Annotated in this window: 23 protein-coding genes and 1 pseudogene; 7 read left to right on the top strand and 17 right to left on the bottom strand. The window is 73.5% G+C overall.

Going from position 1 to position 24029, the window contains the following annotated elements:
• Positions 1–9: 9 nt before the first annotated feature.
• The 12 genes and pseudogenes from moeZ to OG982_RS19925 all read right to left on the bottom strand — a co-directional run bounded on the left by moeZ (position 10) and on the right by OG982_RS19925 (position 14539).
• Positions 10–1188, bottom strand: a complete 1179-nt coding sequence (gene moeZ, locus OG982_RS19975; protein WP_266784856.1) for an adenylyltransferase/sulfurtransferase MoeZ — start codon at positions 1186–1188, stop codon at positions 10–12.
• Between the two features lie 63 nt (positions 1189–1251).
• Complete coding sequence (locus OG982_RS19970) at positions 1252–2004, bottom strand: spherulation-specific family 4 protein (RefSeq protein ID WP_266784858.1); 753 nt, start codon at positions 2002–2004, stop codon at positions 1252–1254.
• Positions 1992–3032, bottom strand: coding sequence for an NAD-dependent epimerase/dehydratase family protein (locus tag OG982_RS19965; protein WP_266784860.1), 1041 nt, complete (start codon positions 3030–3032; stop codon positions 1992–1994). Before OG982_RS19965 ends, OG982_RS19970 begins: the two co-directional genes overlap by 13 nt.
• A gap of 162 nt (positions 3033–3194) precedes the next feature.
• On the bottom strand, positions 3195–4097 hold the full coding sequence (locus OG982_RS19960) for a hypothetical protein (protein WP_266784862.1): 903 nt from the start codon (positions 4095–4097) through the stop codon (positions 3195–3197).
• Positions 4094–6067 carry a DUF3492 domain-containing protein gene (locus OG982_RS19955; RefSeq protein WP_266948992.1) on the bottom strand — a complete coding sequence of 658 codons (1974 nt, stop codon included), beginning with the start codon at positions 6065–6067 and terminating at the stop codon, positions 4094–4096. Before OG982_RS19955 ends, OG982_RS19960 begins: the two co-directional genes overlap by 4 nt.
• Before the next feature lie 259 nt (positions 6068–6326).
• Positions 6327–7953: pseudogene (locus OG982_RS19950) on the bottom strand (dipeptide ABC transporter ATP-binding protein).
• A complete protein-coding gene (locus OG982_RS19945; protein WP_266784866.1) occupies positions 7950–8942 on the bottom strand; it encodes an ABC transporter permease in 993 nt (330 codons plus the stop codon). The pseudogene OG982_RS19950 and the gene OG982_RS19945 overlap by 4 nt, the downstream one beginning before the upstream one ends.
• Positions 8939–9922: an ABC transporter permease gene (locus OG982_RS19940; protein ID WP_266784868.1), complete on the bottom strand. Its 984-nt coding sequence runs from the start codon at positions 9920–9922 to the stop codon at positions 8939–8941. Before OG982_RS19940 ends, OG982_RS19945 begins: the two co-directional genes overlap by 4 nt.
• Positions 9919–11652: an ABC transporter substrate-binding protein gene (locus OG982_RS19935; protein WP_266948991.1), complete on the bottom strand. Its 1734-nt coding sequence runs from the start codon at positions 11650–11652 to the stop codon at positions 9919–9921. The genes OG982_RS19940 and OG982_RS19935 overlap by 4 nt, the downstream gene beginning before the upstream one ends.
• A 226-nt stretch (positions 11653–11878) precedes the next feature.
• Positions 11879–11974, bottom strand: a complete 96-nt coding sequence (locus tag OG982_RS30990; RefSeq protein WP_323139267.1) for an Ms4533A family Cys-rich leader peptide — start codon at positions 11972–11974, stop codon at positions 11879–11881.
• Between the two features lie 70 nt (positions 11975–12044).
• Entirely contained in the window at positions 12045–13262 is a 1218-nt protein-coding gene (locus OG982_RS19930; protein ID WP_266949951.1) for a DUF3152 domain-containing protein, read from the bottom strand.
• Positions 13263–13531: 269 nt separating this feature from the next.
• Positions 13532–14539 (bottom strand): alpha/beta fold hydrolase, encoded by a 1008-nt coding sequence (locus OG982_RS19925; protein WP_266784872.1) that lies wholly within the window; start codon positions 14537–14539, stop codon positions 13532–13534.
• A 143-nt stretch (positions 14540–14682) separates the two neighbouring features.
• Here OG982_RS19925 and OG982_RS19920 point away from each other — a divergent pair, with 143 nt between their 5' ends.
• From OG982_RS19920 to OG982_RS19905, 4 genes are all read left to right on the top strand, one after another.
• On the top strand, positions 14683–14898 hold the full coding sequence (locus OG982_RS19920; RefSeq protein ID WP_266784874.1) for a hypothetical protein: 216 nt from the start codon (positions 14683–14685) through the stop codon (positions 14896–14898).
• A gap of 126 nt (positions 14899–15024) precedes the next feature.
• The gene (locus OG982_RS19915; RefSeq protein WP_266784876.1) at positions 15025–15663 is read left to right on the top strand and encodes a TetR/AcrR family transcriptional regulator; all 639 of its coding nucleotides are present in this window, start codon (positions 15025–15027) and stop codon (positions 15661–15663) included.
• Between the two features lie 128 nt (positions 15664–15791).
• Positions 15792–16019, top strand: coding sequence for a DUF3107 domain-containing protein (locus tag OG982_RS19910; RefSeq protein ID WP_266784878.1), 228 nt, complete (start codon positions 15792–15794; stop codon positions 16017–16019).
• A 142-nt stretch (positions 16020–16161) separates the two neighbouring features.
• Positions 16162–16464 (top strand): hypothetical protein, encoded by a 303-nt coding sequence (locus tag OG982_RS19905; RefSeq protein ID WP_266784880.1) that lies wholly within the window; start codon positions 16162–16164, stop codon positions 16462–16464.
• 122 nt (positions 16465–16586) lie between these two features.
• On the opposite strand, the gene OG982_RS19900 is transcribed toward OG982_RS19905, so the two are convergent.
• Positions 16587–17345 carry a ferritin-like fold-containing protein gene (locus tag OG982_RS19900; protein WP_266784882.1) on the bottom strand — a complete coding sequence of 253 codons (759 nt, stop codon included), beginning with the start codon at positions 17343–17345 and terminating at the stop codon, positions 16587–16589.
• Positions 17346–17810: 465 nt separating this feature from the next.
• On the opposite strand from OG982_RS19900, the gene OG982_RS19895 reads away from it, so the two are divergent.
• The 3 genes from OG982_RS19895 to OG982_RS19885 all read left to right on the top strand — a co-directional run bounded on the left by OG982_RS19895 (position 17811) and on the right by OG982_RS19885 (position 20941).
• The gene (locus OG982_RS19895) at positions 17811–19718 is read left to right on the top strand and encodes a DEAD/DEAH box helicase (protein ID WP_266784884.1); all 1908 of its coding nucleotides are present in this window, start codon (positions 17811–17813) and stop codon (positions 19716–19718) included.
• An 86-nt stretch (positions 19719–19804) separates the two neighbouring features.
• A complete protein-coding gene (locus OG982_RS19890; RefSeq protein ID WP_266784886.1) occupies positions 19805–20692 on the top strand; it encodes an alpha/beta hydrolase in 888 nt (295 codons plus the stop codon).
• A 96-nt stretch (positions 20693–20788) separates the two neighbouring features.
• Entirely contained in the window at positions 20789–20941 is a 153-nt protein-coding gene (locus OG982_RS19885) for a hypothetical protein (RefSeq protein ID WP_164495937.1), read from the top strand.
• 73 nt (positions 20942–21014) lie between these two features.
• Here the strand turns inward: OG982_RS19885 and OG982_RS19880 are convergent, their stop codons facing one another.
• The 4 genes from OG982_RS19880 to OG982_RS19865 all read right to left on the bottom strand — a co-directional run bounded on the left by OG982_RS19880 (position 21015) and on the right by OG982_RS19865 (position 23984).
• Entirely contained in the window at positions 21015–21620 is a 606-nt protein-coding gene (locus tag OG982_RS19880; protein ID WP_266948990.1) for a MarC family protein, read from the bottom strand.
• An 87-nt stretch (positions 21621–21707) separates the two neighbouring features.
• Positions 21708–22574 (bottom strand): PHP domain-containing protein, encoded by an 867-nt coding sequence (locus tag OG982_RS19875; RefSeq protein WP_266784892.1) that lies wholly within the window; start codon positions 22572–22574, stop codon positions 21708–21710.
• A gap of 120 nt (positions 22575–22694) precedes the next feature.
• Positions 22695–23339: a DUF6758 family protein gene (locus tag OG982_RS19870; protein WP_266784894.1), complete on the bottom strand. Its 645-nt coding sequence runs from the start codon at positions 23337–23339 to the stop codon at positions 22695–22697.
• A gap of 60 nt (positions 23340–23399) precedes the next feature.
• Positions 23400–23984 (bottom strand): suppressor of fused domain protein, encoded by a 585-nt coding sequence (locus OG982_RS19865; RefSeq protein ID WP_266784896.1) that lies wholly within the window; start codon positions 23982–23984, stop codon positions 23400–23402.
• Positions 23985–24029 lie beyond the last annotated feature (45 nt).

Below are 24029 nucleotides of genomic sequence, written 5' to 3'. Positions count from 1 at the left end.
CGGAACGGCTTAGTAGACCGGCTTCTCGGGCTCGATCTGGTGGACCCAGCCGATGACGCCGCCGCCGACGTGGACCGCGTCCGCGAAGCCCGCGGACTTCAGGACCGCGAGGACTTCCGCACTGCGGACACCCGTCTTGCAGTGCAAGACGATGCGCTTGTCCTGCGGCAGGTCCTGGAGGGCGGTGCCCATCAGGAACTCGCCCTTGGGGATCAGCTTCGCGCCGGGGATCGAGACGATCTCGTACTCGTTGATCTCGCGGACGTCGATGATCTCGATCGGCTCTTCGTTGTCGATCCACTCCTTGAGCTGCTTCGGAGTGATCGTGGAGCCGGCGGCCGCCTCCTGGGCCTCCTCCGACACGACGCCGCAGAAGGCCTCGTAGTCGATGAGCTCCTTGACGGTCGCGTTCGGACCGCAGACGGCGCAGTCGGGGTCCTTGCGGACCTTGACCTGGCGGTACTGCATCTCCAGGGCGTCGTAGATCATCAGGCGGCCGACCAGCGGCTCGCCCACGCCCGTGAGGACCTTGATGGCCTCGGTGACCTGGATGGACCCGATGGACGCGCAGAGCACGCCCAGCACGCCGCCCTCGGCGCAGCTCGGGACCATGCCCGGCGGCGGCGGCTCCGGGTACAGGCAGCGGTAGCACGGCCCGTGCTCGGACCAGAAGACCGAGGCCTGGCCGTCGAAGCGGTAGATGGAGCCCCACACGTACGGCTTGTTCAGCAGCACGCAGGCGTCGTTGACGAGGTAGCGCGTGGCGAAGTTGTCCGTGCCGTCGACGATGAGGTCGTACTGGCTGAAGATCTCCATCACGTTCTCGGCTTCGAGCCGCTCTTCGTGAAGGACCACGTTGACGTACGGGTTGATGCCCAGCACGCTGTCACGGGCAGACTCGGCCTTGGAACGGCCGATGTCCGCCTGGCTGTGGATGATCTGGCGCTGCAGGTTCGACTCGTCGACCTCGTCGAACTCCACGATGCCCAGCGTGCCTACGCCGGCCGCGGCCAGGTACATGAGGGCGGGCGAGCCGAGGCCGCCCGCGCCCACGGCCAGCACCTTGGCGTTCTTCAGGCGCTTCTGGCCGTCCATCCCGACATCCGGGATGATCAGGTGGCGGGAGTACCGACGGACCTCGTCAACGGTGAGCTCAGCAGCCGGCTCGACCAGGGGTGGCAGCGACACGGGGACTCCGTAGATTGCTATGTCTGAACGGTGGTTCTTCCCGTAACACTGCCACGCCCTTCTTCATTCCGAGACACCCGGTCCGATGCGTGAGACGATTTCGTCCCAGTACGCGGGCATCGAGGCCCAGGGATCCCGGTCCCCCGCGCCCCTGCGGTCGGTGAACCAGATGGTCCCGGCGCCCTGCCAGCGGGCGATCCGCACGGCCTCCTCCAGATGCGTGCGCGGCACTCCGTGGACGAGGTGGCAGAACCGCTCCGGCGGGTACTCGGCGGTCCACTCCGCCACCTGCGACCACCGGTAGTCGGCCCAGGCCCCGGAGAAGGTCACCAGCTGGTCGGCGGCCTCCGCGTACCCCGCGTACGGGTGGGTGCCGTGCCCGAGCACGATCCGGAGCCCGTCGCCGAGGCCCCGCAGGGTGTCCACGACCCGGCGCACCGCGTCCAGTTCCTCCCGGTCCGCCGGGGCGCCGGCGAGGTAGAACCCGCCGACCCGGTACCAGTCCAGGAAGCGGTGGGCGTCGGAGACCAGCTCCCCGAACGACCGCTTCCCGTCCCGCATCGCGAGATGGCCCAGCAGCGTCCCGCCGGCTTCCCGGAGCTTCGCCGCCGCCTCCGTGCAGTGCGGGTCGGGCCGCCCGCCCGGGCCGTCCGTGACGTTGAGCACGGCCCAGTGCAGCGGGGTTCCGGGCCGGGTCAGTTCGGCCCACTCCACCGGGGCGAGCAGCGGGTGCGCGTAGCCGGGGATCCCGAAGCCCAGGCCGCCGGCCTCCACGGCCGGCAGCCGGGCACCCGGCGGGGTGGTCAGATGCGGCACGCCGCCTCCATCCAGATGTCCGCGAGGGACTCCTCCAGGTTGATCCGGGGCCGCCAGCCGAGGCGGTCGCGGGCCGTGCGCACGTCGGCCTGCTGCCAGGCGCCGCAGCCGTCCGGGTAGGGGTACGGGGGCGGCAGCGCGGCCGCGAGCTGCTCGGGCGTCGCCTCCGAGCGCGGGGAGCCGATCGCGGCCAGGCCGGCCGCCCGCCCCGGGTAGCCGTGACCGGGGCCGTGGCCGTGGCCGTGGCCGCCCTGCTGCCGGTCCCCGCCGGGCGGTACGTCGAGCTCGTGCAGGGAGCCTCCGTACCCGGCGACCCGGGCGAGCACGGCCGCCGCGTCGCGGAGCCGGACCGCGCGGCCGGTGCCGATGTTGACGACGCCCTGGGCGGCGGAGAGCGAGGCGGCGTGCACGGCCCGCGCCACGTCCCGTACGTCCACGAAGTCGCGCTGCACGCCGAGCCCGCTCAGCTTGAGCTCGCCGTCCCCGGACTGCATCGCCCGCCGCATGGCCTCGGCGAGGCGGCCGAGCGGGGACCCGGCCGGGGTGCCGGGCCCGACGGGCGAGAACACCCGCAGGACGACGGCGTCGAGCCCCGAGCCGAGCACCAGCTCGGTGGCGGCGAGTTTGCTGACGCCGTACGGTCCGCCGGGTCTGGGCACGGCGTCCTCGGCCGTGGACGACCCGGGCTGGCTGGGCCCGTACTCGGCGGCGCAGCCGAGCTGGACGAGCCGGGCCCCGCAGCCGCTGCGGCGCAGCGACTCGCAGATGGTGGCGACGGCGACGGTGTTGTGCCGGGTCAGCTCCCGGGCGCCGCCGCGGGTGGCGCCGGCGCAGTTGACGACGACGCCCGGGTGGACGGCGTCGAGGAACCGGGTGAGCGCGCCGGGGCTCCCGGTGGCGAGGTCGAAGCGGACGTCGGCGTCGTCACCGCGGCCGAGCGCGGTGAGCTGGACGGCGGGGTCGGCGAGCAGCCGGTCCGCGACGTAGCGGCCGAGGTATCCGTTGGCTCCGATCAGCAGCACCCTCATCGCGCGGCCCCTTGGTTGGTTGGCTGGCCGGTCATCCTGTTTCTCCTTGGTTGGTGGGTAGGGGGTACGGGGCTTCGGCGTCGGCTCCGAAGGTCGGGCGGCGGCTTGCGGACGGGGACGGGTACGGGGACAGGTACGGGGACGGGGGCGACATCGGCGTCGTCAGGGCCGGTCGTCCCGGTCGGGTGCGTGCGCCGACGCGCGGGACAGCGCGAGGACGGCGAGTACGAGGAGCCCCGCCGCGGCCGCGGGCACCGCCGCCGGGATCAGGGCGAGGGCCAGCGCGGCGGCGACGGGCCTGCGGTGGGCGCCGCGGGCTCCGTGGCTGAGCAGCAGCCGGGTCAGGAACAGCAGCACCGCGAGCGGCACGGCCTCGGCGAGCGGAGCCCCGGCGAGCGCGGCCGCCCCCGCGGCGGCCGCGGTGAACACGGCGACGGCCCCGAAGAGCAGCGGCCTCGCCCCGGCGGCGAACTCCTCCAGCGCCCGGCTCCCGGCGAGCCTGCGCCGGGCCCGGGCCGCGTACCCGGCGGCGGCCAGGTATCCGGGCGCGACGGCCAGCGCGAGACAGACGGCGAGGGCGGCGCCGTGCAGGTACGCCGCCCAGCCGACGGTGACCGCCGCGAGCAGGTGCGCGAGCCCGGGGAACCTCCCCCCGGCGGTCCGGCCGGGCCACACCAGCGCGGCGACCACCGCGGCCACCGCGACGGGCCCGGCCCAGGGCACCCCGGCGGCGCTCACCCCCAGGGCGAGGGCCCCGGGCAGCAGGGCGTACCCGAGGCGGCGCAGCGCGCGCGGGGTCCCGGTGCCGGGCGCACCGGCGGGGGCCGGCGGCGCCTCGCCGCGCGGGGTCCGCGCGTACAGCTCCTCGGCGAGGGAGAAGACGTCCCGGTGCCGAAACCGCGCGGCGGTGCGGTCGGTGAGCCCGTGCGCCTCCAGCCCGGCGGCGATCTCCAACGGGTCCACGGCCCGCTCGCACAGCGCCCGGTGCCGGTGCAGCAACGCCTTGACGGGATCCCCGCCGGGCCGCCGCCGGGGTGCCACGGGCACCGCTTCGTCCACGCTCATACGGCAGCCCCCGACCCCTGCGGAGCGGAAGCCTGCGGCGCCCACGATCCCGACCCGTACGAACCCGAGCCCCCGGGCGCCCCCGAGACGTGCGGAGCCGGGGCCTCAGGCGTGGAAGCGGCCTCCGCTCCCCGCGAGGCCGGACCCTGCGCCGGCCACGAGGTCCCCGACGCGGACGCCCGTGGCCCCCGCACGGCCGGCGGAGCCGAGGCTCCCGGCGCCCCCGAAGCCTGCGGTCCCGCGGCCTGCGCGGCCGGGGCCCCCGGCGTCCGAGCGCTCTCCGGGGCCTGCGGCGCCGGGCCCTGCGGTGTGCGCGGCCCCGGGCCCTGCGGTGTGCGCGCGAGCTGCTCCGCGCGCGAAGGCCGCGGCGTCCCCGGGCCGTCCGGGGTCGAGCCGCCCGGCGTCGGCGCCGGGATCGCGGCCCACGTCGGTGTCGTCCAGTGCCCCGGGACGCGCGCCTCCGGCGGCTGCGCGAACGGGACCTCCCCGTCCGGCCGGGCCGGCCCCCGGGCCAGCAGCTGGAGGTAGATCTCCCGGAACGCGGCCACGTTCTGCTCGACGGTGAACAGCTCCAGGGCCCGCGCCCGCGCGGCCGCGCCCAGCCGCTGCGCCCGGGCCGGGTCCCGCAGCAGCGACAGGCAGGCGTCGGCCAGTGCCCGGGGGTTGCGCGGCGGCACCACGAGCCCGGTGCCGCCGATCACCTCGCACACCGCTCCCACGTCGGTGGACACGGTGGCCCGGCCGCAGAACATGGCCTCGGCCAGCGTGATCGGGAAGCCCTCGATGACGGAGGACAGCACGACCACCCGCCCCGCCCCGTACGCGTCGGCCGGCGAGGGCGCCTCGGGGCCGCCGATCTCCTCGAAGGTGACGGGGTTCTCCCCCACCGTGACCGCGTCGGCGGCCTCGTCCGGGAAGAGCTGCGCGGCCAGCGACCGGCAGTCGGCGAGGTAGCCGGGCGCCACCCCGGTCGCGAAGATCCGCAGCCGGGTGTTCGGTTCGGCCCGCCGCACCTCGGCGAACGCGTGCAACAGGGCGATCAGGTCCTTGGCCGGCTCCACCCGGCCGACCCACACCAGCGTGTCCGGGTCCCCGAAGTCGGTGGCCTCCCCGACGGTGGCGAATCGGTCCGCCTCCATCCCCGGGTACACGGTCCGCAGCCGGTCCCGGCGCGCCCCGCACCGCTCCTGCCAGCGCCGCGCGTGCGCGTTGCCGGGGGTCAGGAAGTCCGCCTCGGCGTAGATCTCGCCGGCGAGGCGGATGTGGAAGGCCGCGAGCAGCGCGTGCACGGCGGGCCGGGTCCCGGCGGAGTGCTCCAGGTAGTGGGCGCGCAGCCGGACCCCGTACTCGGTGACGAGCAGCGGCACCCCGAAGAAGCGTTTGGCCAGCAGTCCGGGGAGGGCCGCGATCCCGCCGGCGGCCGCGTGGCAGACGTCGACCGCGCCGAGCTCCTCGTACCAGTCGAGGGACAACGGCCGCAGCGCGCGCTCCAGCTCGTCCACGAACTCCAGCAGGTCCGGGACCTGCGCGGTCTGTACGGTGCGGCTCGCGCCCGGGGCCCGGCAGGCCGACTCCACGGCCCGCACGGCGGTCTCGGAGCGCAGCGCCGCGTACAGCCCGCCCTGTTCCCGGGCGAGTTCGGCCAGTCCGTACAGCCCGGCGGCGAAGGGTTCGCTCTCGCCCGCGCAGATGCCGCGGACCAGCTCCTTGAAGCGCTCGGCGAAGCGGCGGCGCTCGCGCCAGTTGTAGGTGCGGCCGTCGTCGGCCGGGGCCCACAGCGGGGCGGTCCAGACCCGCGTGACGTGCTCCGGCAGCACGACCCGGCCGCGCTCCTCCTGCTCGGCGCTGCGGCTCAGCGCGTAGAGCTCGAACTCGTGCTGCGGGAGCCCGCGCACCAGCCGGTCACACCAGAGCCTCGCCTCTCCCGTCGCATACGGATAACCACCTTCGGTGAGCAGTCCGATCCGCACGAGTGGCACCCCCGATCTCCCGTTCAGGCGGTCGTCGTGGGTCCGGCGACCCGCCGCGGAAGAACTCAAGCGGATATGCCGAAGGCGCGACGGACGGTTGTCCGTCGCGCCACCGGAAGGGGTGAAGAGTCGTAACTTTCCCGTACGGTTCGCGTTCGAGCGCGCTAGGAAGGGCCTACGGCCCTGGCCGGGGCCCCGCCCACGCGAACACCGGCGGCCCTGCGCGGACACCCGCGGCGCTACGCGGACACCCGCGGCCCTACGCGAACACCTCCCGCCCGGCGGCCGGCTTCGGGCCGAGCGCGGGGACCGCGTCCAGCAGTTGCCGGGTGTAGGGGTGCGCGGGCCGGTCGTACACCTCGTCCACCGGGCCCTCCTCGACGATCTCGCCGCCCCGCATGACTGCGACCCGGTCGCTGACCTGCCGGACCACGGCGAGGTCGTGCGCGATGAAGACGAGCGCGATGCCCAGCTCCCGCTGGAGCTCCGCCAGCAGGGGCGGTGACCTGCGCCTGCGTGGTGACGTCGAGGGCGGAGACGGGCTCGTCGCAGACGATCAGGCGGGGCCGCGGCGCCAGCGCCCGGGCGATCCCGATCCGCTGGCGCTGGCCGCCGCTGAACTCGTGCGGGTAGCGGTCGTAGTGCCCGGGCTCCAGCCCGACGCGTGCGAGGAGTTCCCCGACCCGGGCCCGGATCACGGCCTCGTCCCGCTCACCGGCGGCGCGCAGCGGGTCGGCGACGGACTCGCCGACCGAGCGGCGCGGGTTGAGCGAGGACGCCGGGTCCTGGAACACCATCTGGACCCCGGTGGGGATGCCGTCGGCTTCGGCGCCCGCGTGGCGGACCTGCCCGGAACCGGGTTCCAGCAGGCCGACGAGCATCCGGCCGAGCGTGCTCTTGCCGCTGCCGCTCTCTCCGACGATGCCCAGGGTCTCGCCCGCGCGGACGGCGAGGGAGACGCCGCCGACGGCGGTGACCCGGCGCTTGCCGCGCCCGAACTCCCGGCGCAGCGAGAAGGCCTCGACGACGGGCACGTCCTCGGCGGAGGCGACCGGGCCCCGGGCGCCGCGCGGCCCGTCCAGCCGGGGCACGGCCGCCAGCAGGTCCCGGGTGTACGGGTCCGCCGGCCGGGCCAGCACCTCCTGCACCGGCCCCCGCTCGACGGCGCGGCCGTCCCGCATCACGAGCAGCTCGTCCACGCTCTCGGCCGCCACGCCCACGTCGTGCGTGACGAGCAGCAGTCCGAGTCCGCGCTCCTCGCGCAGCCCGTGCAGGAGCTCCAGGATCTGCGCCTGCACGGTGACGTCCAGCGCGGTCGTCGGCTCGTCGGCGATCAGCAGCCGCGGCTCGCAGGCCAGGGCCATGGCGATCAGGGCCCGTTGCCGCATGCCGCCGCTGAACTCGTGCGGCCGCGCCCGGGAGCGGCGCACCGCGTCGGGGATGCCGACCCGGTCGAGCACCTCCACGGCGCGGGCGCGCGCGGCCCGCCGGGAGACGGCCGCGTGGACCCGGTACACCTCGGCGATCTGGTCGCCGATGGCGTAGTACGGGTCGAGGGAGCTGAGGGGGTCCTGGAAGACCATCGCGGCGGCCCCGCCGCGCAGCCTGCGCAGCTCGGCGGCGGAGGCGGAACCCACGTCGGTGCCGTCCACGAGCACGACGCCGCCGAGCCGGGCGCCGGTGCCCCGGTGCAGTCCCAGCAGGGCGGCGGCCACGGTGGACTTGCCGCTGCCGGACTCGCCGACGATGCCCAGGGCGTGCCCCGGCCGCATCGTGAACGAGAGGCCGTCCACGGCCCGTACGTACGCCCCCGGCCCCCCGACCGGGAAGTCGACGGCGAGGTCGCGCACCTCGACGAGCGCGTCGCCCGTCGTCAGCTCGGTCATGACAGGGTCACCCTTCGGTCGGCGACGGCGTACAGCAGGTCGGCGACGGCTCCGGCGATCACGACGGCCGCGCCGATGGCCAGGACAACGCCCACGACGACGGGCAGGTCCACGACCCGGACGCCGTCGATGAGGGTCTTGCCGAGCCCGGGGATGCCGAACAGGGACTCGGTCAGCACGGCGCCGCCGATCATCGTCCCGAAGTCCACGGCGCTCAGCGCGATCACGGGCGCGACGGCGCCGCGCACCGCGTGCCTGGTGACCAGGGCCCGCTCCCCCACCCCGTAGGCGCGGAAGGTGCGGATGTGGTCCTCGGCGAGCGTCTCCAGGGTGGAACCACGCGTGATCCGGGCGTACTTGGCGCTCTCGAAGAAGCCGAGCGTGACCCAGGGCAGCAGCAGGTTCCAGGCCCACTGCTCGGGGTCCTCGCCGAACGGCACGTACGTCGGGAACGGCAGCCACTGGAGGTAGGCGCAGACGACCATGAGGAGCAGCAGGCCGAGGATGAAGACGGGGGTGCCGGTCGCGGCGAGGGTGAGCACGGTCAGGACCCGCTCGGTGATCCCGCCGCGGCGCAGCGCGGACAGCAGCCCGGTGCCGACCCCGACGACGAGCCAGATGACCAGCGCGCCCAGCGCCAGCGACAGGGTGGCGGGCAGCCGCTCCAGGATCAGCTCGGTGACCTGCCGGTCGTTCTGGTACGAGAAGCCGAGGCAGGGCGCGTCGCAGTGCAGCACCAGTCCGGCGCCGCCGGAGTAGTCGCGGCCGGTCAGCAGCCCCTGGAGGAAGCGCAGGTACTGCACGACGACGGAGTCGTTCAGTCCGAGCTGCTCGCGCACCTGGGCGATCTGCGCCGGGTTGCAGCGTTCCCCGCAGGCGAGGCGGGCGGGGTCGCCGGGGGCGACGTAGAAGAGGGCGTAGACGGCGAGGGATAGCGCGAGCAGGACCAGCAGGGCCCCGCCGAGCCGTCCGAGCACGAAACGGGTCACGCCGTGCGCTCCTTTGCGGTGCCGACCCGCAGGCGCGAGCCCGCGCGAGGGTCGAGGGCGGTGCGGACGGCGTCGCCGAGGACGGTGAAGGCCAGCACGGTGACGAAGAGCAGCCCGGCGGGGAGCAGCACGTAGGCGGGATCGGCCCGGAACCAGGTCTGGGCGCCGGACAGCATCTGTCCCCAGGACGGGGTGGGCGGTTTGACGCCGACTCCGAGGAAGGAGAGCGAGGCCTCGATCACCATGTTGGTGGGGACCTTGAGCGCGGCCAGGGTGATGACGGGCGCGGCCAGCGAGGGCAGCAGCTCGCGGCGGGCGATCCGCAGCGTGCCGTTGCCCGAGAGCCGGGCCGCTTCGACGAAGTCGAGGCCGCGCAGCGACAGGGTCTGGGCCCGCACCATCCGGGCGGTGCCGCCCCAGTCGAGGACGCCGATGGCCAGGATCAGCAGCAGCGGCCGCGGGAAGTCCGGCGGGACGACGGCGGTCAGCGCGATGGCGAGCACCAGCAGGGGCAGGGCGATCATCACGTCGGTGATGCGGGCGATGAACCGGCCGAGGAACCGGTTGCCGAGCGCGGCGGCCAGTCCGGCGACGACGCCGAGGAGGATCTGGAGGGCGGTCGCCCCGAGCGCGACGAGCAGCGAGATCCGCGCCCCGTACAGCAGCCGGGTGAACAGGTCGCGGCCGGTGCCGGGTTCGACGCCGAGCCAGTGGTCGCCGGACACCCCGCCGAAGGAGCCCAGCGGCACGCCGCCGCGCGCGGAGTCGACGAGGTCGTCGTGGTAGGCGTTCGGGTCCTGGCCGGTGAGGTGGGCGAGCAGCGGAGCCGCGAGGGCGAGGAGGACGAGCAGCGCCAGGGCGCCGGCCGCGAGGACGGCGGAGGGCCGTCGGCGCAGCCGCCGCCAGACCTGGCGCGCGGCGCCCGCGCCCGGGGCGAGGGCCCCGGGCGCGGGCGCGGCCGGTTCGAGGAGGACGGTCACTTGACGGAGACCTGCGAGATGTCGAGGACGCCGGTCCAGTCGCTGATCACGACGTTCTTGACCTCCTTGCCGACGATCCGCTTGTAGACCGGGTGGAACAGCGGCACGTCGAGCGCCTGCTCGCCGATCTTCTTGTCGAGGGCGCCCCAGCGCTTGCCGGCGGCCGCGAGGTCGGTCAGCTTGGCGATCTCGTCGATCTCGGTGTTCACGGACGCATCGTTCAGCTGCGCGTGGTTGTAGTTCGAGCCGTTGGTGACGATCTGCCGGCCGTCGAAGATCGGCGCGAGGAACGGCCCGCCGGACGGCCAGTCGGCGCCCCAGCGGGAGAGGAAGAAGCCGGGGGTGTTCTTGGCGTCCCAGCGCCGCTCGTTGAACGCGTTGGCCTCCAGGCCCTCCAGCTTGACCGTGATCCCGGCGGCGCCGAGGGCCTGCTGGACGGCGGTGGCGATCTCGGGGCCGGTCTGCCGGTTCTGCGCGGTGGAGTGGGTCAGGGTGATGCTGATGCCGTCGGGGAAGCCGGCCTCCTTCAGCAGTTCCCTGGCCTTCGCGGCGTCGCCGGTGGCGCCGGCCGGGAAGTGGTCGTACTTGGTGAAGCCGAAGGCCTCCTGCTCGGGCAGGAAGGTGGTGGCGGGCTCGGCCAGCGCCGAGCCGCCCGCCGCGTTGACGACGCTGGTGCGGTTGACGGCGTACGAGATGGCCTGGCGCACCTTCGGGTTGTCGAAGGGGGCCACCTTCGGGTTGAAGGCCAGGTAGTTGGTGTAGCCGAAGTGGCCGGTGCCGACCCGCGCCGCGAGCTCCTTGTCGCCGCCGATCTGGGCCAGCTCGGCCGGGCCGAGGTTGGTGTCGGTGGTGACGGCGGCGGCGTCGGCGCCGGAGCTGGTGGAGAGCCGCTGGTTGATGACCGCCGCGTCGAGCCCGGAGCGGACGTCGATCTTGTCCGGGTAGGCCTTGCGCTCCTCGTCGGTCTTCTCGTCCCAGTGCTCGTTGCGCTCCAGGGTGAGGTGCTCGCCGTCGCCGTCGTTCTTGACGACCTTGTACGGGCCGGAGGAGACCGGGTGCTCCTCGTACTTGACCCCGGTGTCCTTGGCCTTGGGCACGGGCGCGAACTGGGTCTGGGTGGCGAGGAAGGGGAACTCGCCCTCGGGCTTGCGCAGCTTGAAGGTGATCGTCTTCTCGTCGGGCACGACGATCGAGTCGAGGCCCTTGCCGCCGTTCTTGTACGGACCCTCGTACGACTCCCCGCCGACGAGCCAGTCCCGCAGGTACGGGGCGCCGCCCGACAGCTCGGCGGCGAAGGACCGCTCGATGCCGTACTTGATGTCGGCGGTGGTGATCGGGGTGCCGTCCTCGTACTTCAGCCCGTCCTTGAGGGTGTACGTCCACTCGGTGGCGTCGGCGTTGGGCTTGCCGGTGTCGGTGGCCAGGTCGGGCACGACCTTGGTGCCGGCCGCGCTGGCCTCGCGGTTGCGGGTGGTCAGGGTGCGGAACACCAGCGAGGGAACGTTTCCGCCGCCGGAGGTGTAGAGGCGGGCCGGGTCGAAGTCGCTCTGCGGCTCGGCGTTCAGGACGGTCAGCGTGCCGCCCTTCTTCGGGGCGCCGCCGACGGCGCCGGAACCCGAACCGGCGTCGTCCGCACCGCCCTTGGGCCCGCACGCCGCGGCGCCCCCGGCCAGGACGAGGCTGACGGCGACCGCGGCCACGCGGCGCGATGTGTGGGACTGACAGAGCATGGGAAAAGGGACCTCTCGGCGTGAAGGGGAATGCGGAAGCAGGCCACGCGAGGGGCGGCGGTCGGCGGTCGGAGACCGGCGGAAATGCCGGGATCAATGACAGCCGTTAATGAGAAGCCGCGCCTGCGGGCATGAGAGAACCCGGGCGCGGCGAAACGGATAAAGGGAAATGCGTCGCGCGCTCAGGCCGGGGTTACCTCCCGGGCCTTTGAGCCCCGGGGGAGCGTCAGCGACAGAGAACGTCGGACACGCTGTGCGCGGTCACACCAAGCAGCGCCCGCTCAATGGCGGCGCTCGCGAAAGTGGCGTGGTGGTGCGACATGCGGAGAACAATTACCGATCATCGGACGGGTTGTCAATGAAGGATCCCGCCCGCACACCACCATTACCCGTCAACTCCCCGGAAACACCCACGGGTTGGCCTTGCAGCGAATTCCGCCGATGTCCAGCGACTTCGTCTGCTGCTGCATGATCGGGGCGAGCGCGCCCGGCGTCTGGCAGTTCACGTGCCCGTGTCCGAGCCGGTGGCCGACCTCGTGGTTGATGAGCATCTGCCGGTACGCGAACATCTCGCCCGCGCCGTACGTCGTGGAGCCCTGCGCCCAGCGGAACGCGTTGATCATGACGCGCTCGGTGGACGCGGAGTCACAGGAGACGTTTTCGGCGACGGTGTCCAGGTCGGACTTGGCGCACCAGACGCCGGTGGTCCCCGGGCTGGCCAGCGTGATCACGAAGTCTGCCTTGCCGGACGACACCCGCTCGAAGGTCATCGCGCCCTTGTGCGCCCAGCTGCGGTCGTCGTTGAGCGTGCGCTGCACGGCCTCGGCGAACAGCTGCGGGTCCAGCCCCAGGCCCTGCTCGACGTCCACCCGGTAGCGCACCAGCCGGCCCTTGCCGGGCGCCTTGGCCAGGCCGGGCACGGTGTCGAAGGTCCCGGGGCCCTTCAGCTTCGCGTCGATCGGGAGCTGCTGGGCCATCTTCTGCTCGAACGTCAGCTCCGGCGCGGCCGGCACCGGGGCCGGGGCCGCCGCGTCGGGCGTGGAACGGCCGTCGCCCCGGGAGGCGGCGGACTGGCCGGGGGCCGCGCGGTCGCGGCCGTCGTCCCCGGCGCTGATGGCGGTGGCCTTGTCCTTGCCGCCGGTGACCACCTGCCCGGCGACGACGACGGCGAGGACGGTGGTGACGGCCGCGGCGGCCATCCCCGTGTACGTACGGACCTTCGTGCCCCGGGAGGTGCCGGGCGGCCGCTGCTCCTCGACGGGGGCGGACGGAGCGACCGGATCGGCCGGTTTGCGGGGGCCGGGCACCCGCCGGTGCGACCCGGTGGAGGTGACCGGGCCGGGATCGGGGTCGAGGGCACGGCCGGGGGCGGCGGCGGGGACGGCGGCGGGTTCCAGGTCGGGGAACTCCGGCGGCGCTAGCGTGGCCTGCGGGAACCCGGCGGCCGAGCCGGCGCTCCGGGCGCGCGGCACCCCGCGCCAGTCCCCGTAGACGGCGCCGGAAGCGGAGGCGGGCGAAGGCGCGGGAACGGCCCCCCAGGCACCGCCGGGCTCGCGCAGCTGCGGGTGCCCGCCGTCCCGCGCGTCCTGCCCGGGCCTGGCGGGAGGCACGTACCCCTGGTGGATGACGGTGGGCTCGGCGGTGCGCCCGTACGGGTCGAACGGCTCGTACGACGCCCCGAAGGCGTCGAAGGACGCGTGCGAGTCCTGGGGCGGCGGCGCGTACGCCTCGTACGCCCCGGAGTCGTAGGACTCGTACGCCTCATGAGGCTCATACGCCCCATAAGACTCGTAGGGCGCGGGCTCCACCGGCGCCGGTCGGGCGGGGGCGGACCCGCCCCCAGGGGCAGGCTCCTTGCGACTATGTCGTCCCACGGTCCTCAGCCTCTGCCGTCTTCGTCGTCGGTGTCCCGGTCGGTGGCGCCCGCCTGCGCGCCGGTGTCGCCCAGCAGCTCCCGGAAGGCGGCGGCCACCACCTCGGGGTACTCCATCATCGCCACGTGCCCGGCCTCGGGCAGGCACAGCAGCCGTGAGCCCCGGAAGGCCGCCGCGGCCTTGCGCGCCATACGGTACGAGACCAACTGGTCCCGGCCACCGTAGACCAGCAGGGTGGGTGCCAGGACCCGCTGGGCCTGCCGCCACAGCCCGTGCTGCCCGCCCAGGGTGTACGCGTCGACGATGCCGCGCGAGGAGCGCGTCATCGCCTCCCAGAAGTACGGCAGGGCCATCCGCCGTTCCATCTCCTCGACGGCGTTGCGGAAGCCGTCCGGTGTCACCCGGGAGGGGTCCCCGTAACAGAGGCCCATCACCCCGCGGGTGCGCTGCTCGGCACTCAGGTCCCGGGTCAGCCGGCCGAACAGCCCGGCCATCCCGGGCACCGCCAGCAGCGCCGTCGGGACCGCCGACTTCTGCACGCGCAGCTCCGGCAGCGCGGGCGAGACCAGCGTCAGCGTGCTCACCAGGTCCGGCCGGACGGCCGCGACCCGGGTGGAGACGGCGCCGCCGAGGGAGTTCCCGATCAGGTGCACCGGCCCGCGCCCGGCGGCGTCGAGGTAGCGGATGACGACGCGGGCGAGCGCGGTCACGGAGTAGTCCCGGTCGGCGGGCGGCGGGGACCAGCCGAAGCCCGGCAGGTCCAGGGCCTCGCCGTCGACGCTGTCGGCCAGCGCCGCCATCAGGTCGGTCCAGTTCTGTGAGGAACCGCCGAGTCCGTGCACGAACAAAGCGGGCGGAAGCCCCGTCCGTACCGGCGGGCGGACCCGGACGTTCAGTTCCAGCCCCGGCAGCCGGGCGGTGCGCAGCTGCTCACCGTCGGCCACCCGCACCGCTCCCACCTGGGAAGACAGCTCGGGGGTGGACCGTACGCCCGGCAGCTCGGTCGAAGACATGGGCCAATGTTACGAGACGATCACGCCGACCCTCTTGTGTTCGCCGTCACAGGCCTGCCTGGCGTCGCCCCCTCGATCCTCCTAGGCTCATAGGTGAGTACGGCCGTGCTCGATCAGGCGGCGTAGAAGGCGAGGGGAGCGGCATGACTGTCGACCCTGCGGAACCGGACACTTTCCAGGAGCAGCTCCGGGACACCCTCGACGCGGAGACGCCCGAGGCGGACGCCGTGGAGCAGGACGCCGAACTGCAACCTCGCGAGGACGACCCGCTCACCTCCCTGGACGGGAGCGAGGCGACCGATGGGGACGCCTTCGAGCAGGCCAGAGTGGTGCCCCTGGACGAGGACGACTACCGCTGACCAGCGCGTCAGACCGGTCCGTACCGCGAGAAAACTCGGCTTGAACCCTCCAGATTCGGTTACCGAAAAGTACGATGGCGGCGCGGCGCAGAGCGCACTGTGTTCTTAGAGAAAGTGGGAGGCGGCGTGACAGCCATCGAGCAGACGGAGGCAGCGCGTCCCCGGGGCACGCGACTGCCGCGCCGAGCCCGGCGCAACCAGCTGCTGGGCGCGGCCCAGGAGGTTTTCGTCGCCCAGGGTTACCACGCGGCGGCCATGGACGACATCGCCGAGCGTGCCGGTGTCAGCAAGCCGGTGCTGTACCAGCACTTCCCCGGCAAGCTCGACCTCTACCTGGCGCTGCTGGACCAGCACTGCGAGGCGCTGCTGCTTGCGGTGCGCACGGCGCTGGCCTCGACGACCGACAACAAGCTGCGCGTGGCCGCGACGATGGACGCCTACTTCGCGTACGTCGAGGACGAGGGCGGCGCCTTCCGGCTGGTCTTCGAGTCCGACCTGACGAACGAGCCGGCGGTGCGCGAGCGCGTCGACCGGGTCTCGCTCCAGTGCGCGGAGGCGATCTCGGACGTCATCGCCGAGGACACCGGCCTGTCGAAGGACGAGTCGATGCTGCTCGCCGTGGGCCTGGGCGGGGTGTCGCAGGTCGTGGCGCGGTACTGGCTCTCCAGCGAGAGCCCGGTCGCGCGCGACACGGCGGTCGGCCTGCTGACCTCGCTCGCCTGGCGCGGCATCGCCGGCTTCCCGCTGCACGGCACCGAGGGCTGACCGGCCTGACATGGCGTTGTTCGCTGCGAGCGTGTCCGCGCGCGGCGTGCGGGTCCCCTCTCCGGGCTAATGTGGACCGGGTACGGCGCGGCTGATCGCGCGAACCGGACCGTCGGAGGGACAAAGCCGTGGAGGTCAAGATCGGCGTGCAGCACGCACCCCGGGAGATCGTGCTGGAGAGCGACCTGAGCGCCGAGGAGCTGGAGCGCATCGTCACCGCGGCGCTGTCCGGCTCTGCGCCGCTGCTGAGCCTGACCGACAGCAAGGGCCGCAAGGTCCTGGTGCCGTCCGACCGCCTCTCGTACGTGGATCTGGGCGAGCCCAGCGCGCGCAAGGTCGGCTTCGGGGCGCTCTGAGGCCCTGCGGGGCGTCGGCAACCGCAGCACCGAGAACGCGGGAAACGGCCTGGTGGATGATTCCACCAGGCCGTTTCTCTTCCTTCCGCTTCGGGTAGGACGGCAGTGAACCGGTTGCCCTGACCCCCCGGGAAGGACCCCCATGCTGCTGATCGAGGCGCTCGGCTCCGCTCTGCTGGGCCTGGCCCTGTCCGCGGGCGCCGTGCGCACGCTCGCGACGCGGCTGCCCGCTCCCGGGATCGTGCTGGTCAGCGGGGTGCTCGGGGCACTGTTCGGGGCCTATCTCACCCACACCGCGCTCGGCCCGGGGCACAGCAACCTGCCCGCGGTCTTCGGCGGCGGGGTGCTGGTGTCGGCGGTCGTCCTGTCGCTCCTGCTGCGTCCCGCGGCGGGGGCCGGGAGGTCGCCCCAGCGGGCTCCGTTTTCACTTCCGTCGCGGGGGTGAGCGCCACCGCGGGCGGCGCGGGTGAGCCCTCGCGGGTGGGCCCTGACGACGACGTACGCCGGCCCCGGCGCGGGATGTTTCCGCGCCGGGGCCGGCGTACGTGTGGGTGGTCGGTGGCGGCCTCAGGCCGCGAGGCCCAGGGCGGCCATCCGCTTGGTGTGGGCCTTGGTGATCCGGGTGAACATCTCGCCGACGGCCGCGAGGTCGAAACCGGCCGCCATGCCGTCCACGCCGCCGACCAGCATGGTGGAGAGCGCGTCACGCTCCGCGACCACGCGCTGGGCCTGCGAGAGCGCCTCGCCCATCAGCCGGCGGGCCCACAGCGCGAGCCGGCCGCCGCAGCGCGGGTCGGCCTCGATCGCGGCGCGCACCTTCTCGACGGCGAAGTTGCCGTGGCCGGTGTCGTCGAGCACACCGAGGACGAGGGCGCGGGTGTCGGTGTCGAGGTGGCTGGCGACCTCGCGGTAGAAGTCACTGGCGATCGAGTCGCCGACGTAGGCCTTGACCAGGCCCTCCAGCCAGTCCGAGGGCGCGGTCTGGCGGTGGAAGTCGTCGACGCCCTTGGCGAAGGGCTCCATCGCGGCGGTCGGCTCGGCGTCGATCGCCGACAGCCGGTCGCGCAGCCGCTCGAAGTGGTGGAACTCGGCGGAGGCCATCTTCGCGAGCTCGGCCTTGTCGTCAAGGGTGGGCGCGAGCTTCGCGTCCTCCGCGAGGCGCTCGAAGGCAGCGAGCTCTCCGTACGCGAGCGCGCCGAGCAGGTCCACGACGGCGGCCCGGTACTGCGGCGAGGCGGAGGCGGTGGCCCAGTCCTGGGCTGCGATTCCGACCGCCTCGGCGGGGGTGCCGTCGTCGGCGGGCGATGCGTTTTCAACGGTCGACATGCTCCGCACAATAGCCCGCCGAAAGGGCTCGCAAGGCACCGCCTCTTGTCGCAGTCAGCCCATGTAAACGCGACTACCAGGTGAATTCACCCAACACAGCTGCGCGAATCCGGGGTACAGTGGTAATGCGCCTGCCGAATACTCGGCGGGCCATCAGAATGAGGATGCCCGGTCGGTGGCCCGATCGGCTCCACCCGACCGCCCTCGGCGTGATGCGTACGTTCATGCGTACCGCGTCCCACGAGGGGCCCCCTCAGCGGCAGAAGCGCTTGAGCGAAGGCTAGTGGTCCCGCGCAGCTTTGTGTGGCTCCCCCGAACGTGGGGGCGCAGTACTGCAAGCCCGGCACGGTACGACCCCCCTCGCCGCCTCGCGCCGCGTCTCACAGAAGAGGCAGCACCCTGACTACGTTCCGAGACCTTGGGATCTTTCCCGAGACGGCCGAGGCCCTTGAGGCCGTCGGCATCGTGTCCCCCTTCCCGATCCAGGAGATGACCCTCCCCGTCGCCCTTTCCGGCACGGACGTCATCGGCCAGGCCAAGACCGGAACCGGCAAGACGCTCGGTTTCGGCCTTCCGCTGCTGGAGCGGGTCATCGTCCCCGCGGACGTCGAGGCGGGCCGGGCGACGCCCGAGCAGCTGACCGACTCCCCGCAGGCCCTCGTGGTGGTTCCGACCCGCGAGCTGTGCACCCAGGTCACCAACGACCTCCTGACCGCGGGCAAGGTCCGCAACGTCCGCGTCCTCGCCATATACGGCGGCCGCGCGTACGAGCCCCAGGTCGAGGCCCTCAAGAAGGGCGTCGACGTGATCGTCGGCACCCCGGGCCGCCTCCTGGACCTGGCCGGGCAGAAGAAGCTCGACCTGTCCCGCGTCAAGGCCCTCGTCCTCGACGAGGCCGACGAGATGCTCGACCTGGGCTTCCTGCCCGACGTCGAGAAGATCATCAACTACCTGCCGCCGAAGCGTCAGACCATGCTGTTCTCGGCGACCATGCCGGGCGCGGTCATCGGCCTGGCCCGCCGGTACATGACGCAGCCGACGCACATCCGCGCCACCTCCCCCGAGGGCGAGGGCGTGACCGTCGCCAACATCAAGCAGCACGTCTTCCGTGCGCACAACATGGACAAGCCGGAGCTCGTCTCCCGCATCCTGCAGGCCGAGGGCCGTGGCCTCGCCATGATCTTCTGCCGCACCAAGCGCACGGCGGCCGACATCGCCGAGCAGCTGGAGAAGCGCGGCTTCGCCTCCGGCGCCGTTCACGGCGACCTGGGCCAGGGCGCGCGCGAGCAGGCGCTGCGCGCGTTCCGCAACGGCAAGGTCGACGTGCTGGTCTGCACCGACGTCGCCGCCCGCGGCATCGACGTCGAGGGTGTCACCCACGTCATCAACTACCAGGCGCCCGAGGACGAGAAGACCTTCCTGCACCGCGTGGGCCGCACCGGCCGCGCGGGCAACAAGGGCATCGCCGTCACGCTGGTCGACTGGGACGACATCCCGCGCTGGCAGCTGATCAACAAGGCGCTGGAGCTGGACTTCCACGAGCCGGTCGAGACGTACTCCACGTCGCCGCACCTGTTCGAGGAGCTGAACATCCCGGCCGGCACCAAGGGCATCCTGCCGCGCGCCGAGCGCACGCGGGCCGGCCTGAAGGCCGAGAACCTCGAGGACCTGGGCGAGACCGGCGGCCGCGGTGGCCGTGGCGGTCGCGGCCCGGCCGCCGCCGCTCCGGTGGCGGAGGAGCGTCCCGCGCGCACCCGTACGCCGCGTCAGCGCCGCCGCACCCGCGGTGGTGCGGAGCTGGGCGCCGAGGCGGCGGTCGTCGCCGAGGCGGTGGCGCCGGTCGTCGCCGCCGAGGCCCCGCAGGCTCCGGCCGCCGACGAGCCGCGCAGGCCGCGCCGCCGCCGGACCCGGTCGTCGGCTCCGGTCGCGCTGGTCGAGGCCGCCCCGGTCGTGGAGGCTCCGGCCGCCCCGGTCGTGGAGCCCGACTTCCAGATGGCGCCGATGGTGGAGCCCGTACGGCAGCAGCGTCGTACCCGCGCTCCCCGCAAGGCTCCGGCCGCCGAGATCGTCGCGCAGGCCGCCGTGGTGGAGACCCCGGTCGCCGCCGCGGTCGCGGTCGCCGAGGAGGCTCCGGTGAAGCCGAAGCGCACGCGGACCCGCAAGGTCGCCGCCGCCGCTCCGGTCGCCGAGGCCGCACCGGCCGCGCCCGTCGCCGAGGCCGTCGCCGAGGAGGCTCCGGTCAAGCCGAAGCGGACCCGGACCCGCAAGGTCGCCGCTGCCGCTCCGGTCGAGGCCGCCGTCGCCGAGGACGCTCCGGTCAAGCCGAAGCGCACCCGGACCCGCAAGGTCGCCGAGGCGGCCCCGGAGGCGTAGCCCTCCGCCCGCCCGAGGGCCCCGGTCCCCTTTCGAGGGGGCCGGGGCCCTCTGCGTAGGACCCTACGGACCGGTAACCTCGGGGCATGAGCAAGCCGCCGCGCCTCACCCTGCCGTCCGTCGCCCGCGCCCGCCTCCTGCGGACGGCGCGCGGGGAATTCGCCGTGCACGAGGCCGGCGAGCCGGTGCGCGGCACCGCCCTGCTGGTGCCCGGGTACACCGGCAGCAAGGAGGACTTCATCGGCATGCTGGAGCCGCTGGCCGGCGCCGGCTACCGGGCGGTCGCGGTCGACGGGCGCGGCCAGTACGAGAGCCCCGGCCCGCGCGAGGAGTCGGCGTACGCGCTGGAGGAGCTGGCCCGCGACGTGCTCGCCCAGGCCGAGGCCCTCGGCGCGGGCCCGCTGCACCTGCTGGGCCATTCGCTCGGCGGGCTGGTCGTGCGGGCGGCCGTGGTGCGCGACCCGGGCCCGTTCGCGAGCCTCGCGCTGCTGAGCACCGGGCCGGGCGCCGTCTGCGAGGAGCAGCGTGCCCGTACGAAGCTGCTGGTCGCCGCCTTGGAGGCGATGCGGGACGACATGCCGGGCATCTGGGCGGCGATGCGGGCCCAGGACCCGCGCGACGCCGTCCCGGACTCCCCGGAGCTGACGGAGTTCCTGCGCGAGCGGTGGCTGGCGACCGTGCCGGAGCAGCTCATAGGCACCGGCCGGGCGTTGATCGCGGAGCCCGACCGGATCGACGACCTGGTGCGCGCGGCGCCCGCGCTGCCGAAGCTGGTGCTGTCCGGGGTCACCGACCCGGTCTGGCCCGTCTCCTCGATGGACGACATGGCCCGGCGCCTCGGCGCGGGGCGGGTGGTGATCCCGGGGACGGAGCACTCGCCGAACGCCGGGGACCCGGCCGCGACGGCGGCGGCGCTGACCGCGTTCTGGGACGCCGCGCGGGGCCGCACGGAGACCTCTGCGAGCGGCCAGTAGTTAGCCAGTGAAAAAATTTCCTTAGCGTAGGGAATGTTTGCGTCTTACACTTCGTTGGACCCTGTGCAAGGAGAACACTGACGAAGGGAGAAGCCCGTGCGCTTCGAGATTCTGCGCCTGGACGATGTCGACGGATCCGCCGTGGACAGCACCGTCGTGGACGCGGCCTCCGTCAACCGGATCGTGCAGCAGGCGGCCGCCATCGGCCAGCGCATTCTGATCCGACCGGCCGAGAGTGCGTCCTCCTGACACCTCGTGAAGACGTCGAACGCCCCCGTGACCCGAAGGTCGCGGGGGCGTTCGTGTGCCGGTCGGCGGCCGGTCAGGCGCCGTGGACGACCTGGAGCACGCCGTTGATGATCTGCTGGACGGCGATCGCGGAGAGCATCATGCCGGCCAGGCGCGTCACGAGGACGACGCCGCCGTCCTTGATGACCCGGATGATCACCAGCGAGTAGCGCATGGTCACCCACAGCACGACGTGCATGGCGACGATCGCGGCCCAGACCGAGACCTGCCCGGAGACCCCGTCGGCCTTCTGGACGGCCAGGATGACGGACACGATGGCGCCGGGCCCGGCGAGCAGCGGCATGCCGAGCGGGACGAGGGCGACGTTGACGTCCTTGGTCTGCTTCGGCTCGTCGGTCTTGCCGGTGAGCAGGTCGAGCGCGATCAGCAGGAGCAGCAGACCACCGGCGATCATCAGCGCCGGGACGGAGACGTGCAGGTAGTCCAGGATCTGCTGGCCGCAGACACCGAAGACGGCGATGACGCCGAAGGCCACGCAGACGGCCTGCCAGGCCATGCGGCGCTGGACTTTGGCGGGCCGGCCGGAGGTCAGCGCGAGAAAGATCGGCGTGATGCCCGGCGGGTCCATAATCACAAAAAGCGTGAGAAAAAGGGATCCGAAGACGGCGAAATCAAACACAGTGATGCCTTGCAGGAGAGAGGGGTGTAGCAAAAAAAGGGCGAGCCCCGCGGAAGGGGGAAGCGGGGAAAGCGACCGGAGCGGGAACTACCGCACGGTGCGTCCGCCCGCGCCGGGAACGGGGAAGGCCCCGGTGGCGCGGCGCGTGATCTCGCCGTAGATCTCGGGGTCGGTGGTGTACTCCCCGAGGCGACAGGTCTTGCGGCTGCCGTGGTAGTCGCTGGATCCGGTGGTCAGCAGCCCCAGGTCGGCGGCGAGGCCGCGGAGCCGGACGCGCGTGTCGGCGTCGTGGTCCATGTGGTCCACCTCGATGCCGTCCAGGCCCGCGGCGGCGAGGGCGGCTATCGCGCTCTCGGGGACGCACTGGCCGCGCTTGACGGCGGCCGGGTGCGCGAAGACGGTGACGCCGCCGGCCGCCTTGACCAGGCGGATGGCGTCGAACGGGTCGAGCTCGTGCTTCTCGGCGTACGCGCGCCCGCCGTCGGCGAGCCAGTCCGGCGTGAACGCGTCGGAGACGGTGGGGACGACGCCCAGCTCCACCAGCGCGGTCGCGATGTGCGGCCGCCCGACGGAGCCCGCGCCGGCGATCTCGTCGACGCGCTCCCAGGTGATGTCCACGCCGAGGTCCCGCAGCTTGCCGACCATGGCCTGCGCGCGCGGGGTGCGGTCGTCGCGGACGAGCTCCCGCTCCCGGGCGAGCTCGGGCTCGTCGGGGTCGAAGAGGTACGCGAGCATGTGCAGCCCGATGCCGTCGAGCCGGCAGGACAGCTCGGCGCCGGTCACCAGGGTGAGTCCCTCGGGGAGCGCCGCGATGGCTTCCCCGTATCCGCGCACGGTGTCGTGGTCGGTCAGCGCGACGACGTCCAGCCCGGCACCGGCGGCGCTCCGCACCAGTTCGGCGGGGCTGTCGGTCCCGTCGGAAGCCGTGGAGTGGGCGTGCAGGTCGATGCGCACAGCCGAACTCCATGGTTTTCGCGCGTACGGGGGGACACCCCAGGATACCCACGCCCCGGCCCCCTCGCCCCGCCACCTGCGCCGGAGCGGGCCCGACCGGCGCCACTTTGACGTCAGGACCTAGGAGGGACCGAGGACGCGCGGGCTCAGGGCGCCGCACGGCAGGAGTTCGACCTCGGCGCCCGCGTCGCGCAGGTCGGTCAGGACGAGTTCGTCGTACATCAGCAGGCCCGACTGCTCCGGCCAGACGATCGCCCAGAGCCACAGGCCCCGCGCCTCGCCCGCGAAGACGGCGCGGTCGTCCGGGGTGTCGGCGACGTGCCACAGCGGGGTGGGCCGGCCCGCCGCGACCACCTTGGCGTGCGGCGGGGCCGAGACGTTGATGAAGGGGCCCGGGTCCGGGCCGTCGATCCCCGCGTACCGCGCGCCCAGGCCGACGCCGAGTTCCTCGGCGACCAGCAGCAGTTCCCCCATGCCGCCCAGCGGCCCGGGGCCCGAGCAGGCCACGGCCGTGGCCCGGCCCCCGCTGCGGTCGTCACCGGCCGAGGCGACCCCGGTGAACAGCCACCCCACCGGCAGCGGCCACGGCATCCACACCGGCACCTGCGCCCGGTGCACCACCACGCTGAGGCCCTCGACGCTCGGCGGGATCACGGGTTGCAAGGGGTGGACCGTGCCGTGCACCGCGCACTGCCAGGAGTCGGCGAAAAGACCGGGCGCCCTGACCCGGCCACCGCACTTCGGGCAACTTGGTTCGCCCCTCATAAGAAGCCACGCTCCTCCCCGCCGCGCGCCCCGTCAAGACGCGATCACCCGTCCGGGCGGTCAGTCCAGCGCGACGGCCGTACGGAGAGGGTCCCGCAGATCCGTGCCGCGCGCGAGCCAGCGTTCCTGGAGGGCGGCCGCGCCGTGCACCCGCTTCCACGCCGCCTCGTTCGCCGTCATCGGCAGGAGGGGGAAGAAGAGCACCGGGTCCATCGGCTCGTCGAGCTCCAGGTCCTCGACCAGACCGCCGGGCTCGGCGACGAGCACCGAGGTGAACGGGGCCCCCTCCCACAGCGGTTCGCCCACGTCGAGGGAGGCGCCGGGGGCCACGACGAGGCCCTCCACCTGCGGGGAGGCGCCCAGTACGGCGAGCGGGCGCAGCACCCGGTCGGTGGGGGCCAGCCCGCCCCGTACGGTCAGCACCAGCTCGGCGCGCGGGCCGCGCACCGGGTCGGCGACGACGGCGGTCGGGTCGGTCATGGGGTGTGCGGACATCCCGAGGGTCGCGTACCGCACGAGGTCGCCCTCGGCGAAGCGGAGTACCTCGATGCGGTCGGTGCCGAGGAAGGTGACGGCGGCGCGGGCGTCGGGTTCGCCGAACGCGCTGCGCAGCCGGGCCTCCACAAGGGCCAGAATTTCTGCCATGGAGCGAGCATAGAACTCGTATCCCCCGGGTAAAGGGCGGGTCTT

Source organism: Streptomyces sp. NBC_01551, from assembly GCF_026339935.1.
In the GTDB taxonomy this organism is placed as follows: domain Bacteria; phylum Actinomycetota; class Actinomycetes; order Streptomycetales; family Streptomycetaceae; genus Streptomyces.
The sequence above is the reverse complement of the archived record's forward strand: the minus strand, read 5'-3'. Positions and strand labels throughout refer to the sequence as shown.

What these genes read in the sequence shown, in the direction of transcription:
- OG982_RS19965 (WP_266784860.1), bottom strand. Translation starts at nt 3,032, where the DNA reads ATGAGGGTGCTGCTGATCGGAGCCAACGGATACCTCGGCCGCTACGTC.
- OG982_RS19960 (WP_266784862.1), bottom strand. Translation starts at nt 4,097, where the DNA reads ATGAGCGTGGACGAAGCGGTGCCCGTGGCACCCCGGCGGCGGCCCGGC.
- OG982_RS19935 (WP_266948991.1), bottom strand. Translation starts at nt 11,652, where the DNA reads ATGCTCTGTCAGTCCCACACATCGCGCCGCGTGGCCGCGGTCGCCGTC.
- OG982_RS30990 (WP_323139267.1), bottom strand. Translation starts at nt 11,974, where the DNA reads ATGTCGCACCACCACGCCACTTTCGCGAGCGCCGCCATTGAGCGGGCG.
- OG982_RS19925 (WP_266784872.1), bottom strand. Translation starts at nt 14,539, where the DNA reads ATGTCTTCGACCGAGCTGCCGGGCGTACGGTCCACCCCCGAGCTGTCT.
- OG982_RS19920 (WP_266784874.1), top strand. Translation starts at nt 14,683, where the DNA reads ATGACTGTCGACCCTGCGGAACCGGACACTTTCCAGGAGCAGCTCCGG.
- OG982_RS19905 (WP_266784880.1), top strand. Translation starts at nt 16,162, where the DNA reads ATGCTGCTGATCGAGGCGCTCGGCTCCGCTCTGCTGGGCCTGGCCCTG.
- OG982_RS19900 (WP_266784882.1), bottom strand. Translation starts at nt 17,345, where the DNA reads ATGTCGACCGTTGAAAACGCATCGCCCGCCGACGACGGCACCCCCGCC.
- OG982_RS19890 (WP_266784886.1), top strand. Translation starts at nt 19,805, where the DNA reads ATGAGCAAGCCGCCGCGCCTCACCCTGCCGTCCGTCGCCCGCGCCCGC.
- OG982_RS19870 (WP_266784894.1), bottom strand. Translation starts at nt 23,339, where the DNA reads ATGAGGGGCGAACCAAGTTGCCCGAAGTGCGGTGGCCGGGTCAGGGCG.
- OG982_RS19865 (WP_266784896.1), bottom strand. Translation starts at nt 23,984, where the DNA reads ATGGCAGAAATTCTGGCCCTTGTGGAGGCCCGGCTGCGCAGCGCGTTC.